We start from the raw sequence: 20397 nt of genomic DNA, 5'->3' as shown, positions 1-20397 counted from the left end.
TGTTCACACGGTCGCAGGGGCTTGCGATACGGGCTCAAAGTCTACTTTATTCCCGTCTGAAAACCCGGCCGTTTTTCTGGTCGGAAATCTGAAATTGGTATCTGCAATCATCCCTCGGCTCCGCACTCATCCGGCGCGCTCGCGCTCATCCCCGTGAGAGAGACCAAGCCAATCAGTGAAGGGATAAACAGGGGTAACCTTCAAAAACTTGGGAGGTGTGATTCTAAAACTTTAGATTCGTGGTGCGCGAGAATATGTAAAAGATTCTGGCGCTGGGGGTGCTTTCTTACCCCTTTTCCCGATTTATCCCCCACCAGCGCATGCGCGCATCGTGCAGCGCCGACAACTGGTCCCAATCGGCGATGTCATCCGGCAGCGAGGCCATTGCCTCTGCGATGTCGAACACTGCCGATGCACCGGCCGCGAAGCCAAGCACGCGCCCCCGCTCGAATTCCGTCAGCCGACTCCGCCCGCGTTCGATGCGATAGCGATACCCGTCCTTGCTCCCATCCGCACGAATGAACACGTCGCCGCTGAACCGGCGCCCATCCGGCAAAGTCGCGCCGTCGATGCGAACCGCCCGATCTTTGATTGCGAGGATACGCCTTTGCCAGCGAGCGAGCCCGGCCCGGCCCATCATGGCCGTGAATAGCGATGTCGATATCCCTGTCTTCGATCAGCGTCACCAAGCTGTCGGAGAATTCAGCATCGGGATTGCCGACGTGCCGCGCCTTATCGAACCCATCATTTTCAAGCCACGCGGTCGCAAACTGGCGGATGGCGATGCCCTCGGCGTTTGCTTCTCTGCGGGCAGCGGCAAGGTTCGACAGGAAGCCTTCAATGCCGGCCGCTTCCAAAATGCCGCCCACGATCGCCGCCCATTCGCCGAAGCCTTCGATAATTGAGCCATCGTAGGAAGGCTCGCCCTTGGCTATCCAATTGTTGACCAGCGTCAGAACCGCATGAATGAGCGAAGGGCGGTTTTCCTCCAGCCATCCCGAACGATCCGAGTGCCGAAATTCCTTGGCCGTGCGAGCGCCTAGCGCTATCGGCGCCCAACGCTGCGCAAGCTCATTTGAAAAGGCCAGGTTGACGCCGACGACCACAACGGACTCGCGTGGCTCGCCCTCAAATGACTCATTCGATCCAAGCAAACGGTCTTCCCAGATCGCTTCCGATACGCGGCGAGCGAGCGCGTTCGAGTCGATCAATGTGCCGTCGCGCACGTTGTCGATGAAAAGGGTCCGGAGGTTGCGCGCGCTTGTCGTGATCGCCTTGCGCTGTTCCTCGGCGTCGGCGGACCAGCCTTGATTGGCCGGGCTCGCACCGGTTGCGATCTTGAAAATGGTGTTGACGAGATAGCTGCCGCCGACGCGATTATCGAGCTTCGTCACGCCATAGAGCGGAGTCTTTCCGGATATGAGCGGACGAACGAATTGTTCGATCAACAAGGCGTATGCCGTCGCGCGGCTGCCAGCGTCGGCAAAAGGAAAATCGCAGAAGCACTCCGCCAGAAGCGCACGTGCATCATTGACCGCTTTCCATGTCGGCGACGGGCGCGGCTAAGGGGAGCGTGAGGTTGCCGGCGTCATAGTAGAAGCCGCTTGCCGCGTGATATCCCTTTTCACTGACAAGCTTCGCTCTGGAATCAACACGGACATAGAACGGTGCCCGGACCACGCCACTAAGAGTCGCAAGCTCGGTCGGATACGTTCCATCAAGCATCGACGTTGTGACGGCACGCGGCGCTTCAACACCGCGCACATACTCGCCGCGCACGTCGAGGAACTTCACGCGTTCCTCCAACGCAGCCGCAAAGCGGCCGGGCGTCATGGTGACAATCTTCAACCGCTCGGTTTCACGATCCACTTTAAGCCGAACAAGATTCATTCCCGCGACGTACAGAAAGCCGCCGTTACGGCTTAGCTCAATCGCGTGCTTCCATGTCGTCGCTTTGATGTCGTTGTGATCGGTGTCGAGGCGGACAACCTGAAAGCCGGCGGCAGCGGCAGCGGCCGTAGCGGCGTTTATAGCCGCCGTGCTGTCGTCACTGATTTCTTCCAGAATGTCTTTCAAATCGCCCTTGAGCGCTTGCACGCCGTCGCCGGTTGCCTTTGCGATCAGCTTCACCAGCCGCGAGCGCTCAGTCTTTGACAGCCTTGCTTCCGCAATCGCCGTCAGTATCTCGTTGGTGTTATCGCCAACGGCGAGTGTCTGCACTCTACCCGCAATCGACTGGTAGGACTCGCGTTCAGGCTTCTCGCGCTTCGGCCGCAATGCATTGGTCATTCAACGAACTCCCCAGCGCGCTCGACCGCATCCCCCTCAATGTCGATGGCGCTACAAATCAAAGTCAGAAAATCGGAAGCGCGAATGTCGCGGCAGTGCGCGTGCTGACAAGTGATTGCCGCGCTGCGCTGGCCGTCGCCGCTGAACGCCACGCATCCGTTATCGGGACCATCGCCCGGCTTCTTCGTATGCGCATCTTCGTTCGGACATTCGATGGTTGCTTTTCTCGCTTCCGCTCCATGAACGAATGGGCCAGCCGACATCATCCAGAAAGCCGCACACGTCGAAGCGCTCGCCGCCTTCTGCAAGCAAGCGGGCAAAACGAGTCCGCAAGGCTTCGTCTTCGAGGATGATTCCAGATTTCCGAACGGCGACAGTACGGCGCTCACGTTCGGGAGGAAGTTCGACCTGGGGTAAGAACAGCGGCCCGCCGATGTTGACGACGGTCCGGAACGGCGCGGCACGACGATGCGCGGGTGCGTAGAAGCTGCGATTCAAGTCCGCGCCGGTAGGATCGAAGGCAAGGCCAAGCTCACGTCCAACGGCCTCGTATCGCGCCCGCCATTCGGCCTTGCGCCGATCAAGAGGCGTGGCGCGATCCGGCCGATATGTTTCGGCAAGCGGAATGAGGACGCGAGCCTTATGATGCGTGTCGGAATGACTGTGCGTCGTCCACACGACAGCCGACTTGCCAGCGCCAGCAACACACGCCACCACTTCACCGAACGTTTGCCCGGCGTCGATGTCGAAGCCGATGGCGTCTAGCGCCTCTATATCTTCAGCGACGCGGCGGCGACCTGACAACGTGCCAAACAGGAGAAGCAGCCCGTCCTTCGACTCGCGCACGTAATGCGTCGCGAGGTTCGACAGAAGCTCGCGGCCTGTCGTCGGCCACGCCTTCCAACGCTTCGAACGGCGCGACGGTGCGAAGCTGATCGTCATCGGCCGATCTAATGACGTGTCGTCTGCGGCGCCGATAAGGATCGCATCTGAAAAGAAGTTGGCGGACGGCTCGGCTAAAAGCCGCCCGCCGGACACGCCCGGGCGTGGAGCGCGCCGCCGTGTCGTCGTTCGTGTTTGTTGAGACCATTTGAATGCTCCACGCTGAACAGAAACTAGCCGGCCACGACGTAGGTCGCCGGCCTCATCAACGCTAGAAAAAGTTAGGCAAATGTTTCGGGGAAGCCGACGACCGCGCCAAGGAAACGCGCGGTCGTCGCTCCCGGCTTGTCGTCCGGAAGATGCCGAACCAGACGACAAAGAGCTAAGAGTTTACGCGAAGCTTTCGGCGGCAGCGGCGGCGGCGTCCGCAATGCTGTCTAAGGCGACGGCCAGCACGTGCTCGGCGGCGGCGCTGTCGGCTGGCGATGCGTCGCCGAAGGGCCAGGATATGGAAATGCTCTCGGCAGTCGCTTCGATATCGATCTCGACAAGCAGGGTAACGTCATCGGTGGCGCGAGCGAGCACCGCCACAACGGCGCGCTCGGCCGTGCGTTCGTTTTCGGCGTCGAAGTCAGCCATGAAGCGCGCTTGCGCGTTGATGCCGTCTACCTCTGTCGCGCTCAGCACATCGCGGACAAACCAGACCCATGAACGCGTGAGCATGGTGGGCATGGTATCGACCCACTTGCCACCATAGTTCTCGACATGCCTGCGCTGTTGGTCACGGGCAACCTGTTCGACAAACGTCATGGCTCTACGCGTCCGATGTCAGCCCCTTCTCGCTCTCGTGCCGCGAGGTAGACGCGTTTCAGTTCTGTCGATAGGCCACGCCATTCGCGATCAAACGCATCAGGCGAAAGGGAACGCATGTAGGAAACGAACTTCGCGTAGCGGGTGGCTCGCTGTTCTGGGTTCTCAGCCATTTGCGATTTCCTCCAGCGAGGACAGCGCAAAGACGCGTGCTTGTAAGATTCCGGCGTCGGCGTATTTTTTCTCGGCGTCCAGTTGCAGGATCATTTCCCGCAGGCGGCGTATCTCGGCATGCCGGTCGAAGCCGGAACCGACGTTCGCGCCGCGCTTGCCGCCGAGGTCGCTGAACATGGCACGCAATTCGGCGCGCTGGGACGCGAAGTCGCTATCGGAAAGTTGCTCCATGTATCGCAGCCACTGCAAGTTCTCTGGCGTCGCGTTTTGACGCTTGGCATCTTGCGATGCTGGCGCGCCAACTTCAGGAGACGCGGGTTTCTTCAGAACGTCGGCGAGGGCAATGCGTTCTTGTGCGGTCAGCTTGTGTGCGCCAATCGCATTCCCCAGCGCGGCGCCACTTATGGCCGCGAAGCCGTTGGATTTCTGTCTCTCCAAGCTTCAATTCGAGATTACTCAAAGTCATGTCCTGCTCCTTTGCGTTGGCGCGCCAAGTGCTGTTGCCACTTGGCCCGTAGAATTGGGTTATCGTTGAGTGCTGCTTGTCGGCGGTTCCACCGGCAGCGCCTCCAATCGTTTCATGTTGCGCGCGGTGCGATGGCTTTGCGCCGCCACCGCGCGCCCACGCGTGCCGATGTCTGGTCGCGCTTGTCTCTGCGCGTTCTCTCTCGGCAGCGAGTCGGTCTTCTCGCTCGGCTTCATCCAATGCCTCGACGGTCCAGCACTCGGCATCGGTAAGCGCGGCAGGATCACGGCTGCGCAGTTCATCGACACGTCGCCGAATGGCGGCGACTTCACTCACCGTCTCGCGTTCACGCGGCGACCATTCGGCTTCGGCACGACGCCGGATCGAAAGTTCGCTCGCGAACTTTGCGACTAAGACTCGCCGGGCGCTCATACGATCACGGCTTCGCCTTGCGGCGCCCGCGCGCCTCGGCGAGTAGCTTGCTGGCAATCGTGTCACCGCCAAGCAGGATGGCGCGGTCGGCATGCGTCAGCGGTCGCCCTTCGGACATCAGCGACATGACGCGCGCGTGCGCCTCCAGCACTGCGACCGTTGCAGCGCTGATAGGGCGCTTCTTAGCTGACCGCGACATTCTTCTTCGCCAGTAATGCTTCGGCCAGCGGGAGCAGAATTCTCCGGCCCCACGCGCTGGCGCTTTCGTCGTTGTGCGCGGCGGCGAGTTTGATGGTGCGCAGTTCAGCCGGCGTCAGCCAAAAGCCATAGGCAACCGAGCGGAGCGGTTTCTTCTTCATCGCATTGTTTCCGAAATGGGGGGGGGTCGGCACACGTCCCCGACGTGGTGCCAATAACGCGCATGATAGAAGATGTTGGAAGGAAATGCAAGATTAGATGAGTGTCACGGCTCAAGAAGTTAGGCAAATACGCGCCACACACGCCGGCATAATCTGCTTTGGTGCCGATTTGCCTAAGTTCTATATCGAATAGATGGCCGCGCGTACTTATATCTAGGCTGCGATATAGCCTCCGTGCTATAATGTGTGCTTCTCCGACATCAGAACACACCGCGCCGGGCACGCTCGGCACGCTTCCCGTTGGCGCCCTCACGCGCACGGCCGGTGCCCTTTTCCTCTCGGAATTTCTTCGATGGCTGACGACCAACACGGAATTGCTATTGGGCGTAGACGCATCGCGTGCGGAGTCCGGGCTTGCCTCTCTTGACCGCGCGCTAGGTCGCTCGGCTGCATCGCTGGCGGCGTTCGACAGATCGGCGCAAGCGACATTCTCAGCGCTCGCTCGCACGGCTGCCTCAGCATCAGGCGCGAACCTGTCGAAAGCATTTAGTGTCGCCGGGCCAAGCAAGGCCGCCGTGTCGAATTTTTCCGCACTTGCAAGGCGCTTTCAAGCGCGCGCATCAATCCCAGCACAGGCGCCGCACTGGCATCGGTCACCACCGCCGCATCGGCGTTCCGAGCACCATCAATCGCGGCCGTCCGGAATCTTGGCACGCTGATAAGGACGCTAGAGACCGGATCGCCTTCACGCGTTGCCGCTATGGCGAACGCGCTCAATCGCCTTCGAGGATTTTCGGTCGGCAGCATCCGCACCGGCAATGTCGGCGGTAGTCGCGGTGGCGTAGCTACGGAAGCGGGAGCACTGACAGCGTTCAATGGCACGCTGGCGTCTACAAACCAGTTGCTCGGCCTATTCGGCGTGTCGATGGCCGCGTTTCAAGCGAGGCGCTTTATCAGCGGCATCACGGACGCGGGCGCCGCACTCTTCACATTTCAAAAGACCATTCTTGCCGTCGCCACATCCGCCGACGAATTCGCGTCTGACAAATCATTCATCAACACGCTAACGCGCGAACTGCCTATCGGGCTTGCCGACGCGCAAACGTCTTTCGGCAAGTTCGCCGTCTCGGCTCGGCTGTCTGGCGTCTCGGTCAAAGAGACTCAGGAAATCTTCCGTAGCTTCGCTACCGCCTTCAGCGTGCTCGGTCTCGACTCTGAGTCTCAATCCAAGGCGTTCTTGGCGATTGAGCAAATCTACAACAAGAATAGGGTTATGGCGGAAGAGCTTCGCCGTCAGTTGGCGCAGTACCTTCCCGGCGCCTTCGAACTCTTCGCGCAATCCATTGGCAAGAGCACCGCCGAACTCGACAAGCTGATGCGCGCCGGCAAGGTGCCATCGTCTTCCGTCTTGCCGTTTGCTCGTCTTGTCGCCGAAATTTTACGCCGGCCGCGTTCCAGCCGCTCTAGCGCAGTCGCGCGCTCAGATGCTCTTGCTCCAGAACGCTTTCACCGAATTCCAGCAGACGACATACGGCGCGGGCGTCAACTCCGGCATTGCCGCCTTCGCTCAGACGCTTCGCACGGCACTTCCCGCCAATGAACTTGACGGCCTAGCGCAGCGCATCGGCGGCGGCTTCCGGACAATCGCGGTGGCAGTTGCCGCGCTCGGGTCGGTCGCGCTCCAGCATGTAGACGGCATCCTGCGCTTCGGTGGCGCGCTCGCGTCGTTCCTGGCCCTGCAATCAGTGGCTTCGATCCTCTCGCGGCTGTCGCCATCGTTCCTGTTGCTTGGCGCATCGGCCGCGCTCGCTGCTTCGGCTGATCCGAAGTTCCGGACCCTTGCCGTTGGCGTCGGCGTGCTCACTGCCGGCTTCGTCGCGTTGAACGCTGAACTCGCGGCCACGTTGGCGCGCGTCCTGATTATCCCTGCCGCTGCCACGGCCGGCCTTCTTGTCGTCGGTGAAGGTCTAAAGAAGATCGGCGTGCCGGGCTTCGGCTTTGACGACTTCAAGAAAGTTGTCGGCGCCGCTGCCGATGCGCTCGATATCGGCGGCATCCTCAAGAAACTCAATGACGATATCAACGGCGCACTGTCTGCCGGCGCATCGAACTTGTCAGGCTTGCCCGGCGTCAAAGAAATCACTGATGCTTTTGCCGAAGCATCGAAGGCCGCTGACGCATTCGCGGCCAAGCAAGCCGACCTTGGCAGCCAATACGATGCCAACGCCGCCCGCGCCGCGCGTGCTGCCGCGTTGCAGGCAGACGCCGATGCGCTCACCACTAAGCAACAGTCATTGCTTGATCGCGCTGATCCAATTGGTAAGGCGACGAGAGCGTATCGTGAGCAGCTAGACCTTCTTCATCAACTTGTGGCGGCGAAACAAATCAGCGCGGACCAAGAGCGCGCAATTGCCGGCAGGCTCGCAGCTTCAACCCTCGCGGAGCGCGATCCGTTCGCAGCACTGGTTAAGTCGATGCGCGAGGAAGCGGACGTGCTTGCGCTGACGGGCGACAGCCGCGAAGTCGAGAACAAGCTACTCCAGCAAAAGAACGACCTTCTAAAAGCCGGCGTCGATCTTACCGCCGATCAGATTGCAGCACTGCGCCAGCTTGATGCGGCCATGCTCGACATGCAGCACGGCGGATCGAACGGCTTCGCTCAATGGTCCGCGTCGGCGAAGGATTTCAAAACCAGCATCAACGACGCCGAAAAGAACGGCGTTGAAGGATTGTCGAACGCACTCGCGGACGTGGTGACGAAGGGCAAAGCCGACTTCGCTAGCTTGGCGCAATCAATCCTGCACGATCTCGCGAAGGCAGTGATCCAATCGTGGCTGAAGGACGCGCTGGCAGGCTTTGGCGGCGGCGCCGCGAGCCTAACGGCTGCGTTAGCGAACGCCAGCCGCGTGAGCGCGGCAACGCCTCCAGTCGGCATCGTGCCAAACGCGATCAGCACGCCGGTTGTGAATGTGTATGCGGGCAGCGTCGCGTTTGCTGGCGGCATCGGCAGCGACTTCGCGGCGGCTGCGAATAGTGCCGGCGTAACGAAGATGATTCCGGGCAGCTACCCAATTGTTCCGTCCGGCTCTTTTTCCGGATCGTTCATGGACGCGTTTCCGGCGCTTAACGCCGCGTCCAATCTGACAGGTGCAAATGGGCGACTAAATCCTGCCGCCGCGTTCAGCTACCTCCGCAGCGCCGGGCTTAGCGACGTTGCCGCGTCCGCCGTATTGGGCAATCTGAAACAGGAATCTTCCTTCAATCCGAATATCTGGGGCGACGGCGGATCGTCGTTCGGCCTGGGGCAGTGGAACGGCGACCGGCTAGCGTCGCTTCGCGGCTTCGCCGGTAGCACAACGCCTGATGCGAAGTCGCAACTCGACTTCCTGCTTTCGGAATTGCGCGGCTCGGAGTCACGTGCCGGCAGCGCGCTCTTTGGCGCGAATGATCTTTCGTCCGCCAACTCGGCAATGAAGATGTTTGAGCGCTACGGCGATGCCAGCCAAGGCACGCGTCTGTCGTTCTCGCAGGATATCTTCAACCAGTTCAGCCAATCGACGGGCCAGCTTACCGGCGCCATGACTGCGGCAGCGAACGCCGCCCAACTGTCTGCGGGCGGCATGGGCTCGCTTGCCTCGACACTCACGCAATCCGCAATCCCAGCGCTATCGCAGATCGGCGCCGGCATGATCGGCGGCGGTGGCGGCGGCTTGTCGTCGTGGCTGGCCACGTTGCCGGCATTCGACACGGGCGGGCTTACCAAGGGCGCCGGCCCGGCCATGCTTCACGATAACGAGGCTGTTGTTCCGCTCACACGCGGCGGCGCTATCCCGGTTGAAGGCGGACGCAACGGCGGCAGCGGTCGCGCGATCATCAATATGCCGATCACGATCATGGCAACCGACGCGGCTTCTTTTGGCCGTTCACAAAAACAGATCGGTCGGAAGCTGCAAGAGCGCGTTCACCGCGCCGCGTATGAGTAAGGGAGTCGAAAATGAGCCGCAAAAGTCTTTTGGCAGCGCGTGAGAAATACAGCCGCGCTAGAGCGCGCGCACCCGTAGCTATGCCGCCGCGTGATGTTCCGTCGAAGGAAGACCTACGGCGCGACGCCGACGCGGCGTTTCATCGGTTCCAGTTGGAGGGACGCGAAGTAACAAAGTTGGCGCCCGGTGTGTCGGTGTGGCGGGAGCCATTCAATCCTTCAACGCGGTTCCCAAAGTCGGCCGCCTAGGGAATGGTGGGCGATACAGGGATTGAACCTGTGACCTTCCCCGTGTGAAGGGGACGCTCTCCCGCTGAGCTAATCGCCCGAAACCGTCAATGGGTTCATTTGAACCTATCACCCTACTACAAACCGTTGCCCTGAAAGGGAAGGGCTCTCCGGTGTGAAGGGTGTGCTCTCCCGCTGAGCTACGCGCCCTCGCGGCCTTGAAAGGCCGGAAGTGCGGCCAATTAAGGTACCGGCCGAACCCAAGTCAAGGCGCGGCCACGATGCTTTAACGATCCCGGCGGTATGCTTCGCGCCATCCGGGCATCGCTCAGCGTGCCTCTCGAGACGGCAGCCGCGAGGCGACGCAGATGCCCTATCGGTTCCAGAATATCCAGGCGCTGCGGGCGGTCGCCGCCTCACTCGTGCTCTTCGCACACGCGTGCAATTTCGCCGCGGGCGCCGAGCCGTCGCTTGCCTCCGCCATGTGGGCCATGCGCCACGTCGGACACATGGGCGTCGACATATTTTTCGTGATCAGCGGCTTCATCATGGTGGTGGTCGCCCGCCGCGGGCTGGAGAACGGACCGTCGCCCGCGCGTGTCGCCATCGATTTCCTGCGCCACCGCGCCGTGCGAATCTATCCGCTGTTCTGGATCACGCTCGCGGTGTTGCTCATCCTGCCGGCGGTACCCGGCGTTCCGCACGACTGGATGGCGGTGTTGCGCGACCCGACCCGGCTTCTGCTGCTCGTCGACCCGACCGAAGACGTCATCGCGTGGTCCCTGACCCGCGAAATCTATTTTTACGGCGCGGTCGCGTTGATCATGCTGTTCGGCCCTCGCCGGTTTGCGTCGGCGTTCGTCATCGCGGCCATCCTGTTCGTGCTTTTGCTGGTTGCGAAAGCGGTGACCGGCTTTGGCCGCGACGTATCCATGCTCGACCGGATCGCGCTGGAATTCATCATCGGCGCCGGCATCGCAGCGCTGATCGCATCCGGCGTTCGCGCCGGCTGGCGCACGGCCATCGTCGCCGGCGTCGCCCTGCTGGCCGCCTCGGCCGCGCTGTCGCCGGACGCGATACTCCTCTCGGGCACACGCTTCCTGGTCTGGGGAATTCCGGCCGGCCCTATCCTCTATGGCCTCGTCGCGGCGGAGCAGACGAACACGCTGCTGCTGCCGGCGTGGCTCCGCGACTTCGGCGACGCTTCCTACTCGCTCTACATGTGGCATACGCCGGTGCTGATCCTGCTCGCGGCGCTATGGCCGGCCATCGGCCTCTCCGGCAGCCTCGTTGGCGGCGTTACGGCGCTCGTCGCCGGCAATGTCCTGTCGATCCTCGTTGCCAGGCTCAGCTACACCTGGATCGAGACGCCGCTGATGGCGCGCGGCCTGGCAAAACGGGCTGGCGGCGAATCCGTCCCCGCCGTTCCGGCCGCGACCGCCCGATCCTGATTGGCATGCATATCCATGCCAGTGAAATCCTTGCCGGATTTTCGCCTCCGGGTACGTTCCTCAATTGCCGAACCGCCCTGCGGACGCTAGCTTCCCCGGCACGTCTAGGGATCGGGAAAACAAAAGACTGAAATGACGGAGTCAGCGGACGGCAGCGCGTCCTTTGTGCTGGAGGCGCGGCATCTTTCGAAATCCTTCGGGCCGGTCGAGGTTTTGAGCGACGTTTCCGTCGGCCTCAAGGCCGGCGAGGTGCACGCCGTGGTCGGCGAGAACGGCGCCGGCAAGTCGACGCTGATGAAGATTCTCGCCGGGCACCTGACGCCCAGCCGCGGGACCATCCTGCTCGACGGTCACGATGTCGTGTTCACGGGACCGGTCGATGCCGAAAAACGCGGCATCGTTCTGGTGCACCAGGAGATCCTGCTCGCGCCGCATCTCACCGTCGCGCAGAACATATTCATGGGCCGCGAGATCCGCGCCGCCGGCATCAGCCTCAACGACCGCGAGATGAACCGGCAGGCGCGCGAGGCCGTCGCGGCACTCGGCGCCGACATCGAGCCGACCACCGTCGTGTCGCGCCTGTCGATCGCGCAGCGGCAACTGGTGCAGATCGCCCGGGCGCTCCATGTGCCGCATCGCGTCGCCATCTTCGACGAACCGACGGCATCGCTGACGCCGTTCGAGACCGAGGCGCTGCTCAAGGTGATCCGCGAGCTGCGCGCCCGCGGCATCGCCGTCCTCTACATCTCGCACCGCCTCAACGAGGTCGCCGCGATCGCCGACCGCGTCACGGTGCTGCGCGACGGCAAGCACATCGCGACGCGCGAAGCCTCAACCTTGACGCCGATCGAGATGGCGCGGCTGATGGTCGGCCGCGACATGTCGCATCTTTATCCCGACCGCCCGCCGGAGGTGAGCGGCGAGCCGATCCTCGAGGTGCGCGCCGTCGATGTGCCGGGCTATGCCAGCGACGCTTCGTTCAGCATCAAGGCCGGCGAGATCCTGGGCTTCGCCGGGCTGATCGGCGCGGGGCGCACGGAGCTGCTCGAAGGCGTCGTCGGGCTGCGCCCGCATCGCGGCGAGATTCGCTTCAAGGGGCAGCCGGTGACGTTCCATACCGTGCGCGACTCGATGCGCGTCGGCATCGTCTACCTGTCGGAAGACCGCAAGGGCAAAGGCCTGCTGCTCGCGCGCGACCTGCCGACCAACCTGACGCTCGCCGCGCTCCAGCATTTCGTGCGCGGGCCGCTCATCGACCGCGGCAAGGAAGATTCGGCGCTGACCACCGCGATCGGCGAGTTCGACATCCGCGCCGGGCGGCGCGACATGCTCGCCGGGCAGCTTTCCGGCGGCAACCAGCAGAAGCTGCTGCTCGCCAAGATGATGCTGCTCGATCCCGAGGTGATCATCATCGACGAGCCGACGCGCGGCATCGACATCGGCACCAAGCAGCAGATCTACAAATTCATCGCCGAGCTCGCGGCCAAGGGCAAAGCCGTCATCGTCATCTCGTCGGAGATGCAGGAGCTGATCGGCATCTGCCATCGCATCCTGGTCATGCATCACGGCAGGATCGTCGGCGAAGTGAGCGGCGAGTCGATGACGGAAAACGAGATCGTGGTGTATGCCACGGGTGTGACGACGCAGGCGGGAACCGCCTTGGCTTTGACGGGGGCGGTATGAGCGAGACGACGCTGAAGGCGAAACCGGCACTGCCGCTGCGGCTGGACCTCGCGACTGTGGCGCCCTTCGCGGCGCTCGCCGTGCTCATCATCGTCGGGGTGTTCGTCAACGGCAACTTCTTCTCGACCAACAATCTGATCAACGTGGCGACGCGCAGCGCCTTCACCGCGATCATCGGCATCGGCGCGACCTTCGTCATCTCGGCCGGCGGTCTCGACCTGTCGGTCGGCTCGATGGTGGCGTTCGTGGCGAGCCTGTTGATCCTGTTCCTCAACGCCGGCGCGATCAGCGATCCGTTCACGCTGCTCGTCGCGGCGCTGGCGCTGACGGTGGTCATCGGCGCGGCCTGCGGCTTCGCCAACGGCCTCATCACCACGGTCGGGCGGATCGAGCCGTTCATCGCGACGCTCGGCACGATGGGCATCTTCCGCGGCCTGACGACGTGGCTGTCGCAGGGCGGCGCCATCACGTCGCGCAACGCCACGATCAACGACTACATGCACCCGTTTTACTACGGCAACGTGCTCGGCCTGCCGGTGCCGATCCTGGTGATCCTGCTCACCGGCATCGTCGGCGCCTTCATCCTTTACCGCACGCCCTACGGCCGGCACGTCATCGCGGTCGGCTCCAGCGAGGACGTCGCGCGCTATTCCGGCATTCCGGTTAACCGAGTCCGAACGATCACCTACGTCATCCAGGGGCTGTGCGTCGCGATCGCCGTCATTCTCTACGTTCCGCGGCTAGGCTCCGCCAACGCCACCACGGGCATCCTGTGGGAATTGCAGGCGATCACGGCGGTGGTGGTCGGCGGCACGGCGCTGCGCGGCGGCGTCGGGCGCATCTGGGGGACGGTGTGCGGCGCGCTCATCCTTGAGATCGTCGGAAACATCATGCTACTGTCGAACTTCATCAGCGAGTATCTGATCGGCGCCGTGCAAGGCGCCATCATCATCATCGCGATGCTCGTCCAACGTTCCCTGATGCGCAGAACCTGAATCACACCGGGTCAACTGGGTCGCCCGGTTTTTCTGAACTACAGGCCCATCGAAAACGTGAGGGAGAAAAGCATGCGTAAAGTAATCATGGGGGCAGCCGTTGCGATGGCTGCGCTCATCGGCGTGGCTCACGCCCAGGACACCAAGTACACCATCGGCGTTTCCATTCCTGCCGCTGACCACGGCTGGACCGGCGGCGTCGTGTTCCACGCCAACCGCGTGGCGAAGCTGCTGGAAGCGCAGCACCCGGGCCTGACCGTCATCGTCAAGACGTCGCCGGATCCGGCCTCGCAGGCCAACGCTCTGCAGGACCTCGAGACGCAGGGCATCAACGCTCTCGTCATCCTGCCGACCGATCCGGATCCGCTGGTCAACGCGATCAAGGAGATCAAGAACAAGGGCACGTTCGTGACGCTCGTCGACCGCGCCCCGTCGAACAACGACCTGTCGGTGCGTGATCTCTACGTCGCCGGCAACAACCCGGCCCTCGGCGCCACCGCGGGCGACTACATCAAGGCGACCACGCCGAACGCGCAGGTCGTCGTGATCCGCGGCCTGCCGATCCCGATCGACCAGCAGCGCCAGGACGGCTTCGACAAGGCGATCGAAGGCTCGGGCGTCAAGGTGCTCGAGAAGCAGTTCGGCAACTGGTCGCAGGACGACGCCTTCAAGGTGATGCAGGACTTCCTGACCAAGTATCCGAAGATCGACGTGGCGTGGGTGCAGGACGACGACATGGCGGTGGGCGCGCTCAAGGCCATCGACCAGGCCAAGCGTACCGACATCCAGTACATCATCGCAGGCGCCGGCTCCAAGGACATGGTCAAGCGCGTCATGGACGGCGACAAGCTGATCCCGGTCGACGTGCTCTACCCGCCGGCGATGATCGGCACCGCGCTGGAACTCACCGCTGCCAAGCTCTACGGCGGCGTTCCGGTCAACGGCTCGTACATCCTCGATGCGACGCTGATCACCAAGGACAACGCCAAGGACTTCTACTTCCCGGATTCGCCCTTCTAGAATTCGGACCATCATCGCGTTACGAGATGGGGCGCCCTCCGGCGCCCCATTTTCGTTCATGGTCAAAGAAGCGCGCACCATTCCCGTCCACGTCCTCGGCGACGAGCGCATTCATCTGGCGCCGCCGCATCTCGGGCGGCTGCGGCAGGGTCAACTGAAGACGCTGTGCGGGCTGGTCGCGGTGACCGCCCTCAGCCCATTCGTGATGGCCGAGGACGACAGGAAGCGGTGTCCCGTCTGCTTCGGGACCGCCAAGCCGAGGAAGGCGCCGGCTACTGCTGGATCTGGAGGTAAGGCACCGCCAAAAGGGCGGTCGTCAGTGCGCTCAGGGCGAAAAATACCGCGACGCGGATAACGATACTCATAACGCCCCCAAGCCGCCCTTCGCCCCCTCCCCACCTAACGCGGCGGGGCTTAATTCTTCATTTCAGCAATAATTTTCAATCGCAGTGATCGGTGTCACATGCAAGGGGATTTCGGCCCGCGTTTGGCGCTGCCAGACGCTTTCGGCGGCGGTGTGGCATCCAAAATTTTGGGCCGTGCAAGGCAGCGGCGGCTCTAGTATATGTGCCCGCCGTTGCTGCGGCGCAGAAGGCCGCCCGCCGGCGACAGCGATGCCAATCCGAGGGAGTTTCGAGCCATGCCGATCCGCGCCGTCGTCTACGGGGAGAACGTCCACGAGCGCAAGAACGCCGTCGTCGGCGGGCTTTACCCGAAGGGCATGCACGGGGCGATCGCCGATGCGCTGAACGCCGACCCGAACATCAAGGCGACCACCGTCACGCTCGACCAGATCGACATCGGCCTGTCGGCGGAGAAGCTGAAGGACGTCGACGTGCTCACTTGGTGGGGCCACGTCGCCCACGACCAGGTGCCCGACGCCGCGATCGACCGCATCTGCGAGCGCGTCTGGGAAGGCATGGGCCTCATCGTCCTCCACTCCGGCCATTTCTCGAAACTGTTCAAGAAGCTGATGGGCACCCCCTGCGCGCTGCAGTGGCGCGAGGCGGGCGAGAAGGAGCGCGTCTGGGTCGTCAACCGCACGCACCCGATCGCCGCCGGCCTGCCGCCGTCCTTCGTCGTGCCGGAGACCGAGATGTACGGCGAGCCCTTCTCGATTCCGGAGCCGAAGGAGACGGTGTTCATCTCCTGGTACGACGGCGGCAACGTCTTCCGCTCGGGCGTCACCTACCAGCGCGGCGGCGGTAACATCTTCTATTTCTCGCCGGGCCACGAGGTCTACCCGATCTACCACCAGCCCGAGGTGCAGACCGTCCTGCGCAACGCGGTCAAGTGGGCCTACAACCCGAACCGCTTTGCCGCCGACCAGTGGGAACAGAAGAACATCAAGGCGCACGAGCCGATCGTCGTGAAGGGTCCGGTGCTTTCCGCCGCCGAGCACCAGGGGCGCTAGTTCCATGAAGCTTCTCATCATCGGCACCGGCTCAATGGCCGCTGCCCACGCCAATAACTTCAAGAAGATCAAAGGCGTGAAGCTGGTCGCCGCGGTCGAGACCAACGCCGAGCGGCGCGCCGCCTTCGCCGCCGAGCACAAGATCGCCAACGTCTTTTCCGATCTCGACGCGGCCATCCAGTGGGGCGAATTCGACGCCGCCGCCAACGTGACGCCGGACGCCGTCCACTACCCGACGACGATGAAGCTGATCGCCGCCGGCAAGAACGTGTTCTGCGAGAAGCCGCTCGCCACCGACTACAAGCTCGCCAAGAAGATGACCGACGCGGCCGAGAAGGCCGGGCTGATCAACATGGTCAACCTGACTTACCGCGCCTCGCCCGCCGTGCACAAAGCGCGCGCGATGGCGACCAACGGCGAGCTCGGCACGGTGCGCCATTTCGAGGCGTCCTACCGGCAGAGCTGGCTGGTGTCGAAGGCGTGGGGCGACTGGAAGAGCGAGGATCGCTGGCTCTGGCGGCTGTCGACCGAGCACGGCTCCAAGGGCGTCGTCGGCGACGTCGGCATCCACATCATCGACTTCGCGACCTTCGCCGCCGGCAGCGACATCGCGGCGATGGCGCCGATGGTGCGCACCTTCCACAAGGCGCCCAAGGACAAGATCGGCAAGTACAAGCTCGACGCCAACGACTCCTTCGCCATGACGGCGGAGCTGAAGAACGGCGCCATGGGCTTCGTCCAGGCGACGCGCTTCGCCACGGGCTACCTCAACGACCTCGACGTCACGCTGTTCGGCGACAAGGGCGCGCTGAAGGTTCACACCGACGGCAAGGACTCCTCGCTCCTGGCCTGCCTCGGCGACGACATCGACACCGCGACGTGGCGGACAGTGAAGTGCCCGCCGGTGCCCACGACCTACCAGCGCTTCGCCGAAGCCGTCGCCTCCGGCGTCAACGGCGACCCAAGCTTCCGCCGCGCCGCCGACATCCAGAAGGTGCTGGATGCGCTGCTCAAGGCGGGCGAGTCGGGCAAGGGGCTGGTGAGGCTGTAAGGAGGCGCGGTTCGCTCCGTTCCTGCTTCTCGCCCCTCCTCCCCTCCACTGTCATCCTTCGGCGGCGCGCAGCGCCGACCGGAGGACCAGCTTCGGCACAGCGATTGTCGCGGCTGGTCCTCCGGTCGACGCCTCCGGCGTCGCCGAAGGATGACAGTGGAGTTTGGGTCGAGCGGGCGGGCCGGTTACCGCGACATCCCCTTCCCCGCCAGCTCCCGCTCATACGCCGCCATCAGCGCCTCGCGCTCGTCGCCCAGCTTGCGCAGATACCCCCACGTGAAGATGCCGGTGCTGTGGCCGTCGTCGAAGGTCAGCTTCACGGCGTAGTTGCCGATCGGATCGACGGCGACGATGGTCACGTCGCGCTTGCCGCCGACGGTGACGCGCTGCTCGGGGCTGTGGCCCTGCACCTCGGCCGAGGGCGAGAGGACGCGCAGCAGCTCGGCCGGCACGTCGTGGACGGCGCCGTCGTCGAAGGCGACGACCAGCGTGCGGCGGTCCTTCTTCAGCCGGATTTCGACCGGCCACGGAGACTGGATTTCATTCATTCTGGCATTCCCACGCGTTTGTTCCCGCTGAAGGGCACTACCCCGATAACGTCCATATCTTGCAAACAACCCTTGGTAGTGGCATGATTTCCATGGAGGCCGGTTGGGGGGTAGATGTTCCGGTATGCCGTCCGCCGAGTGGGAGCGCGCGTTTTAGTCGCCGACTTCGAGCGAGCTGAGAACCTATACGTCGCGCAACACGTTATCAGCGAAATCTCGTCGGAGATCCAAAAGGGCAAGCCGAAGCCGAATAACGGCGCGTTCCGCGCCCGCCTCCGCTACCTGGATGAGATTCTCGCGGGCCTCGGTCTCGCAGACAACGGCACGTACCACCCACAGATCGCCGCAATGCTCGACACCGGCGGTGTTGGCGACGTGGCCAGCTCGCTACGCGCGATTGCCGGATTGGTGCAGGACAACATCGCCCGGCATGTCCCACCTGGCTTCGCGACGTTCTTCGAGACCCTTCCCCCGCAGCCGCCGACTCTCTCTGCAGCCGATACGCCGCGCCCTCCTAGTTTCAAAGCCAAGCCTGGCTCCCCGACATTCGTGGCGACTGAGGCCGCGCTGTTTGGCTCTCTAACCGAGAAGTTCTACGGGTCGTGGGCGTTTCGTATCGCCGCCGGCACGTTGATCGTGGCGGCCGCGCTCGCCATCGGCGGCGGATTTGTCATCGGAAGTCAGGTGGTCGACGTCGGCAAAGCGTCACGCGACGCACAAAAGGCGATCGCGGATACTGCGGACAGGACGCAGGACCGCGCGACGCAGCTTTTGAACGCCGCCGTCGAGAGCATTACCAAAGATCGTTCCGGTCAACAAAGGATCGACGCCGCCGTGACCGCGGCGGTCACGGCAATTGAAGCTCGTCAAACGGTGGACATGGGGCAGCTCAAGACGATCGACGATGGCATCGCAGCGGTCACAAGCTCTGTCGCGGCAACGAAGCAGGCGGCGGGCGCAATCGACGGCCAATGGCTGGTTGATTTCGTGGCGCGTGCCAAATCGGCGGAAGTCGATCTCAGCAAGACCGACGGCCTTTTGCAGGACGCGCAGGCTTCCGCCGATCAGGCCAGGCTATCGGCATCGACTGCAAGAGAGGTTGCGAGTGCGGCGGTCGCCTCGCTTGATGCGGCGAACCAGCACGCCTTGGGCAGCATGCTGGCAAGCGGCAAGGTCGCCGAGAAACTCACTGCAGTCGAGGCAGAAGTGACGGAGGCGAGCGCCCGCCTGGCGTCGCTGAAGGCCGCCACGACCGCTGCACCCGGCCTCGAATTCGATGCCAAGGATGCGGCTGCGCGGCTCAAGAGCGTTCAGGACCGGCTTCGTCTCCTTGAAGCCGGACTCGCTCGCGCGACCATTCCGACGACCGGGCTCGCCGGTCTGTCGCGTTCGGACTGGCGGGCGGTGCAATCCGCGCTGCGGCAACGCGGATTTGATCCGGGCAAGATCGACGGTGTCTACGGTCGTCGAACGGCCGCGGCCCTGAAAGGCTATCAGCGTCGGATAGGCGACGCCGACACGGGCGTGCTTACATATCCAGAATTTCTTTCGCTTACAGGGCAGTAGCGACGCCGGCGACCGGGCGTGCCAAAATGGGCGAACGCTGCCGGAAGGTCCTACCAGAAGCTATGACGTGATCGGCGTCGCGATCGGTGGCATAGGTCGTGCCCCACCTCGTGACTTCGGCGACTCCCTCCAGCATGACAACCTTCAGCGAAAACCTTCGCGGCATCGCGTATCTCACGGCGTGCAACCTCGCGTTCCTGCTCAGCGACACGCTGATCAAGCTGATCGGCAGCGCGATACCGCTCGGGGAATTCATCGCCATCCGCGGCCTCGTCGTCACCATCGCGCTGGCGCCGATGGTCGCCGCAACCGGCGTCTGGCGCCAATTGCCGATGATCCGCAGCCGGGCGCTGTTCTGGCGCACGGTCGGCGAGGCGGCGTCGGCGTTCACCTACCTTGCGGCGCTGATGCACATGCCGATCGCCAACCTCAACACGATCCTGCAGATCGTGCCGCTGGCGATCACCGCCGCCGGCGCCCTGTTCCTCGGCGAGATGGTCGGGGCGCGGCGCTGGGCGGCGATCGCGGTCGGCTTCCTCGGCGTGCTGATCGTCGTGCGGCCCGGAGTGGAAGGCTTCAACGTGTACAGCCTGCTGGCGGTCGCCTCGGCGCTGCTGATCGCACTCCGCGACGTCAGCGGCCGCGTGATGCCGCGCGGCCTGCCCGCGCTGCTGGTCGCCTGGGTCACCGGCGCGTCGGTCGGGCTCTGCGGTCCGGTCTACGCGGTCGCCATCGGCGAAGCCTGGGTGATGCCGCCGCTCTGGGCGTTCGGCTATCTCTGCGCGTCGGTCGTGTTCCTCATCGGCGGCTACCTGCTGTCGGTCGCCTTCATGCGCCACGGCGATATCTCGGTGGTGGCGCCGTTCCGCTACCTCGCCATTATCTGGGCGATCATCCTCGGCTTCTTCGTCTTCGGCGACATTCCCGACTGGCCGGTCTACGCCGGCATGGCGATCATCGCGGCGTCCGGGATCTATACGTTCCAGCGCGAGCGCAACCGGGCGCGGCTGCTCGAGGAAGCGGCGGCGGGGGAAGGATTGTAGGGGG

At 63.4% G+C, this 20397-nt stretch carries 19 protein-coding genes and 1 tRNA gene; 11 read left to right on the top strand and 9 right to left on the bottom strand.

The genetic code is table 11. The annotated features are described in order from the left end of the window. Positions 1–365: 365 nt before the first annotated feature. From WDM94_07255 to WDM94_07235, 5 genes are all read right to left on the bottom strand, one after another. Entirely contained in the window at positions 366–1448 is a 1083-nt protein-coding gene (locus WDM94_07255; protein ID MEJ0012418.1) for a hypothetical protein, read from the bottom strand. Positions 1449–1527: 79 nt separating this feature from the next. Next, complete coding sequence (locus WDM94_07250) at positions 1528–2289, bottom strand: hypothetical protein (protein ID MEJ0012417.1); 762 nt, start codon at positions 2287–2289, stop codon at positions 1528–1530. A 159-nt stretch (positions 2290–2448) separates the two neighbouring features. After that, a complete protein-coding gene (locus WDM94_07245) occupies positions 2449–3231 on the bottom strand; it encodes a hypothetical protein (GenBank protein MEJ0012416.1) in 783 nt (260 codons plus the stop codon). Positions 3232–3561: 330 nt separating this feature from the next. After that, positions 3562–3981 (bottom strand): hypothetical protein, encoded by a 420-nt coding sequence (locus tag WDM94_07240; protein ID MEJ0012415.1) that lies wholly within the window; start codon positions 3979–3981, stop codon positions 3562–3564. A gap of 165 nt (positions 3982–4146) precedes the next feature. Next, positions 4147–4593 (bottom strand): hypothetical protein, encoded by a 447-nt coding sequence (locus WDM94_07235; protein ID MEJ0012414.1) that lies wholly within the window; start codon positions 4591–4593, stop codon positions 4147–4149. 97 nt (positions 4594–4690) lie between these two features. Between WDM94_07235 and WDM94_07230 the strand changes: the two genes are divergently transcribed. Next, complete coding sequence (locus WDM94_07230; protein MEJ0012413.1) at positions 4691–5035, top strand: hypothetical protein; 345 nt, start codon at positions 4691–4693, stop codon at positions 5033–5035. A gap of 22 nt (positions 5036–5057) precedes the next feature. Here the strand turns inward: WDM94_07230 and WDM94_07225 are convergent, their stop codons facing one another. After that, the gene (locus tag WDM94_07225) at positions 5058–5252 is read right to left on the bottom strand and encodes a hypothetical protein (GenBank protein MEJ0012412.1); all 195 of its coding nucleotides are present in this window, start codon (positions 5250–5252) and stop codon (positions 5058–5060) included. After that, the gene (locus tag WDM94_07220; GenBank protein ID MEJ0012411.1) at positions 5236–5412 is read right to left on the bottom strand and encodes a hypothetical protein; all 177 of its coding nucleotides are present in this window, start codon (positions 5410–5412) and stop codon (positions 5236–5238) included. The genes WDM94_07225 and WDM94_07220 overlap by 17 nt, the downstream gene beginning before the upstream one ends. A 760-nt stretch (positions 5413–6172) precedes the next feature. On the opposite strand from WDM94_07220, the gene WDM94_07215 reads away from it, so the two are divergent. Together WDM94_07215 and WDM94_07210 are read left to right on the top strand one after the other, a co-directional pair. Beyond that, positions 6173–7012: a tape measure protein gene (locus WDM94_07215; GenBank protein MEJ0012410.1), complete on the top strand. Its 840-nt coding sequence runs from the start codon at positions 6173–6175 to the stop codon at positions 7010–7012. Further along, a complete protein-coding gene (locus tag WDM94_07210; protein MEJ0012409.1) occupies positions 6897–9395 on the top strand; it encodes a phage tail tip lysozyme in 2499 nt (832 codons plus the stop codon). The genes WDM94_07215 and WDM94_07210 overlap by 116 nt, the downstream gene beginning before the upstream one ends. 252 nt (positions 9396–9647) lie before the next feature. Here the strand turns inward: WDM94_07210 and WDM94_07205 are convergent. Then, a tRNA-Val gene (locus WDM94_07205) sits at positions 9648–9722 on the bottom strand. 268 nt (positions 9723–9990) lie between these two features. Here WDM94_07205 and WDM94_07200 point away from each other — a divergent pair. From WDM94_07200 to WDM94_07175, 6 genes are all read left to right on the top strand, one after another. After that, positions 9991–11073 carry an acyltransferase gene (locus tag WDM94_07200; protein MEJ0012408.1) on the top strand — a complete coding sequence of 361 codons (1083 nt, stop codon included), beginning with the start codon at positions 9991–9993 and terminating at the stop codon, positions 11071–11073. A 132-nt stretch (positions 11074–11205) separates the two neighbouring features. Continuing rightward, the gene (locus WDM94_07195; protein ID MEJ0012407.1) at positions 11206–12756 is read left to right on the top strand and encodes a sugar ABC transporter ATP-binding protein; all 1551 of its coding nucleotides are present in this window, start codon (positions 11206–11208) and stop codon (positions 12754–12756) included. After that, positions 12753–13751, top strand: a complete 999-nt coding sequence (locus tag WDM94_07190; protein MEJ0012406.1) for an ABC transporter permease — start codon at positions 12753–12755, stop codon at positions 13749–13751. Before WDM94_07195 ends, WDM94_07190 begins: the two co-directional genes overlap by 4 nt. Positions 13752–13823: 72 nt before the next feature. Further along, positions 13824–14771: a substrate-binding domain-containing protein gene (locus tag WDM94_07185; protein ID MEJ0012405.1), complete on the top strand. Its 948-nt coding sequence runs from the start codon at positions 13824–13826 to the stop codon at positions 14769–14771. Between the two features lie 640 nt (positions 14772–15411). Further along, on the top strand, positions 15412–16185 hold the full coding sequence (locus WDM94_07180) for a ThuA domain-containing protein (GenBank protein ID MEJ0012404.1): 774 nt from the start codon (positions 15412–15414) through the stop codon (positions 16183–16185). Between the two features lie 4 nt (positions 16186–16189). Next, positions 16190–17236: a Gfo/Idh/MocA family oxidoreductase gene (locus WDM94_07175; GenBank protein ID MEJ0012403.1), complete on the top strand. Its 1047-nt coding sequence runs from the start codon at positions 16190–16192 to the stop codon at positions 17234–17236. A gap of 185 nt (positions 17237–17421) precedes the next feature. On the opposite strand, the gene WDM94_07170 is transcribed toward WDM94_07175, so the two are convergent. Then, entirely contained in the window at positions 17422–17784 is a 363-nt protein-coding gene (locus WDM94_07170; protein MEJ0012402.1) for a DUF971 domain-containing protein, read from the bottom strand. A gap of 114 nt (positions 17785–17898) precedes the next feature. On the opposite strand from WDM94_07170, the gene WDM94_07165 reads away from it, so the two are divergent. Together WDM94_07165 and WDM94_07160 are read left to right on the top strand one after the other, a co-directional pair. Then, a complete protein-coding gene (locus WDM94_07165; protein MEJ0012401.1) occupies positions 17899–19350 on the top strand; it encodes a peptidoglycan-binding protein in 1452 nt (483 codons plus the stop codon). A gap of 134 nt (positions 19351–19484) precedes the next feature. Further along, positions 19485–20393 carry a DMT family transporter gene (locus WDM94_07160; GenBank protein MEJ0012400.1) on the top strand — a complete coding sequence of 303 codons (909 nt, stop codon included), beginning with the start codon at positions 19485–19487 and terminating at the stop codon, positions 20391–20393. Positions 20394–20397: the final 4 nt, after the last annotated feature.

The sequence above is a fragment of the Bauldia sp. genome (genome assembly GCA_037200845.1).
Classification (GTDB): domain Bacteria; phylum Pseudomonadota; class Alphaproteobacteria; order Rhizobiales; family Kaistiaceae; genus DASZQY01.
Note: the sequence above shows the minus strand (reverse complement) of the source record. Positions and strands in the feature narration are given on the sequence as shown.

Coding starts and splice junctions, on each gene's coding strand:
- WDM94_07250 (MEJ0012417.1), bottom strand. CDS start 2,289: ATGACCAATGCATTGCGGCCGAAGCGCGAGAAGCCTGAACGCGAGTCC.
- WDM94_07245 (MEJ0012416.1), bottom strand. CDS start 3,231: ATGACGATCAGCTTCGCACCGTCGCGCCGTTCGAAGCGTTGGAAGGCG.
- WDM94_07240 (MEJ0012415.1), bottom strand. CDS start 3,981: ATGACGTTTGTCGAACAGGTTGCCCGTGACCAACAGCGCAGGCATGTC.
- WDM94_07225 (MEJ0012412.1), bottom strand. CDS start 5,252: ATGTCGCGGTCAGCTAAGAAGCGCCCTATCAGCGCTGCAACGGTCGCA.
- WDM94_07220 (MEJ0012411.1), bottom strand. CDS start 5,412: ATGAAGAAGAAACCGCTCCGCTCGGTTGCCTATGGCTTTTGGCTGACG.
- WDM94_07215 (MEJ0012410.1), top strand. CDS start 6,173: ATGGCGAACGCGCTCAATCGCCTTCGAGGATTTTCGGTCGGCAGCATC.
- WDM94_07210 (MEJ0012409.1), top strand. CDS start 6,897: ATGCTCTTGCTCCAGAACGCTTTCACCGAATTCCAGCAGACGACATAC.
- WDM94_07200 (MEJ0012408.1), top strand. CDS start 9,991: ATGCCCTATCGGTTCCAGAATATCCAGGCGCTGCGGGCGGTCGCCGCC.
- WDM94_07195 (MEJ0012407.1), top strand. CDS start 11,206: ATGACGGAGTCAGCGGACGGCAGCGCGTCCTTTGTGCTGGAGGCGCGG.
- WDM94_07190 (MEJ0012406.1), top strand. CDS start 12,753: ATGAGCGAGACGACGCTGAAGGCGAAACCGGCACTGCCGCTGCGGCTG.
- WDM94_07185 (MEJ0012405.1), top strand. CDS start 13,824: ATGCGTAAAGTAATCATGGGGGCAGCCGTTGCGATGGCTGCGCTCATC.
- WDM94_07180 (MEJ0012404.1), top strand. CDS start 15,412: ATGCCGATCCGCGCCGTCGTCTACGGGGAGAACGTCCACGAGCGCAAG.
- WDM94_07175 (MEJ0012403.1), top strand. CDS start 16,190: ATGAAGCTTCTCATCATCGGCACCGGCTCAATGGCCGCTGCCCACGCC.
- WDM94_07170 (MEJ0012402.1), bottom strand. CDS start 17,784: ATGAATGAAATCCAGTCTCCGTGGCCGGTCGAAATCCGGCTGAAGAAG.
- WDM94_07165 (MEJ0012401.1), top strand. CDS start 17,899: ATGTTCCGGTATGCCGTCCGCCGAGTGGGAGCGCGCGTTTTAGTCGCC.
- WDM94_07160 (MEJ0012400.1), top strand. CDS start 19,485: ATGACAACCTTCAGCGAAAACCTTCGCGGCATCGCGTATCTCACGGCG.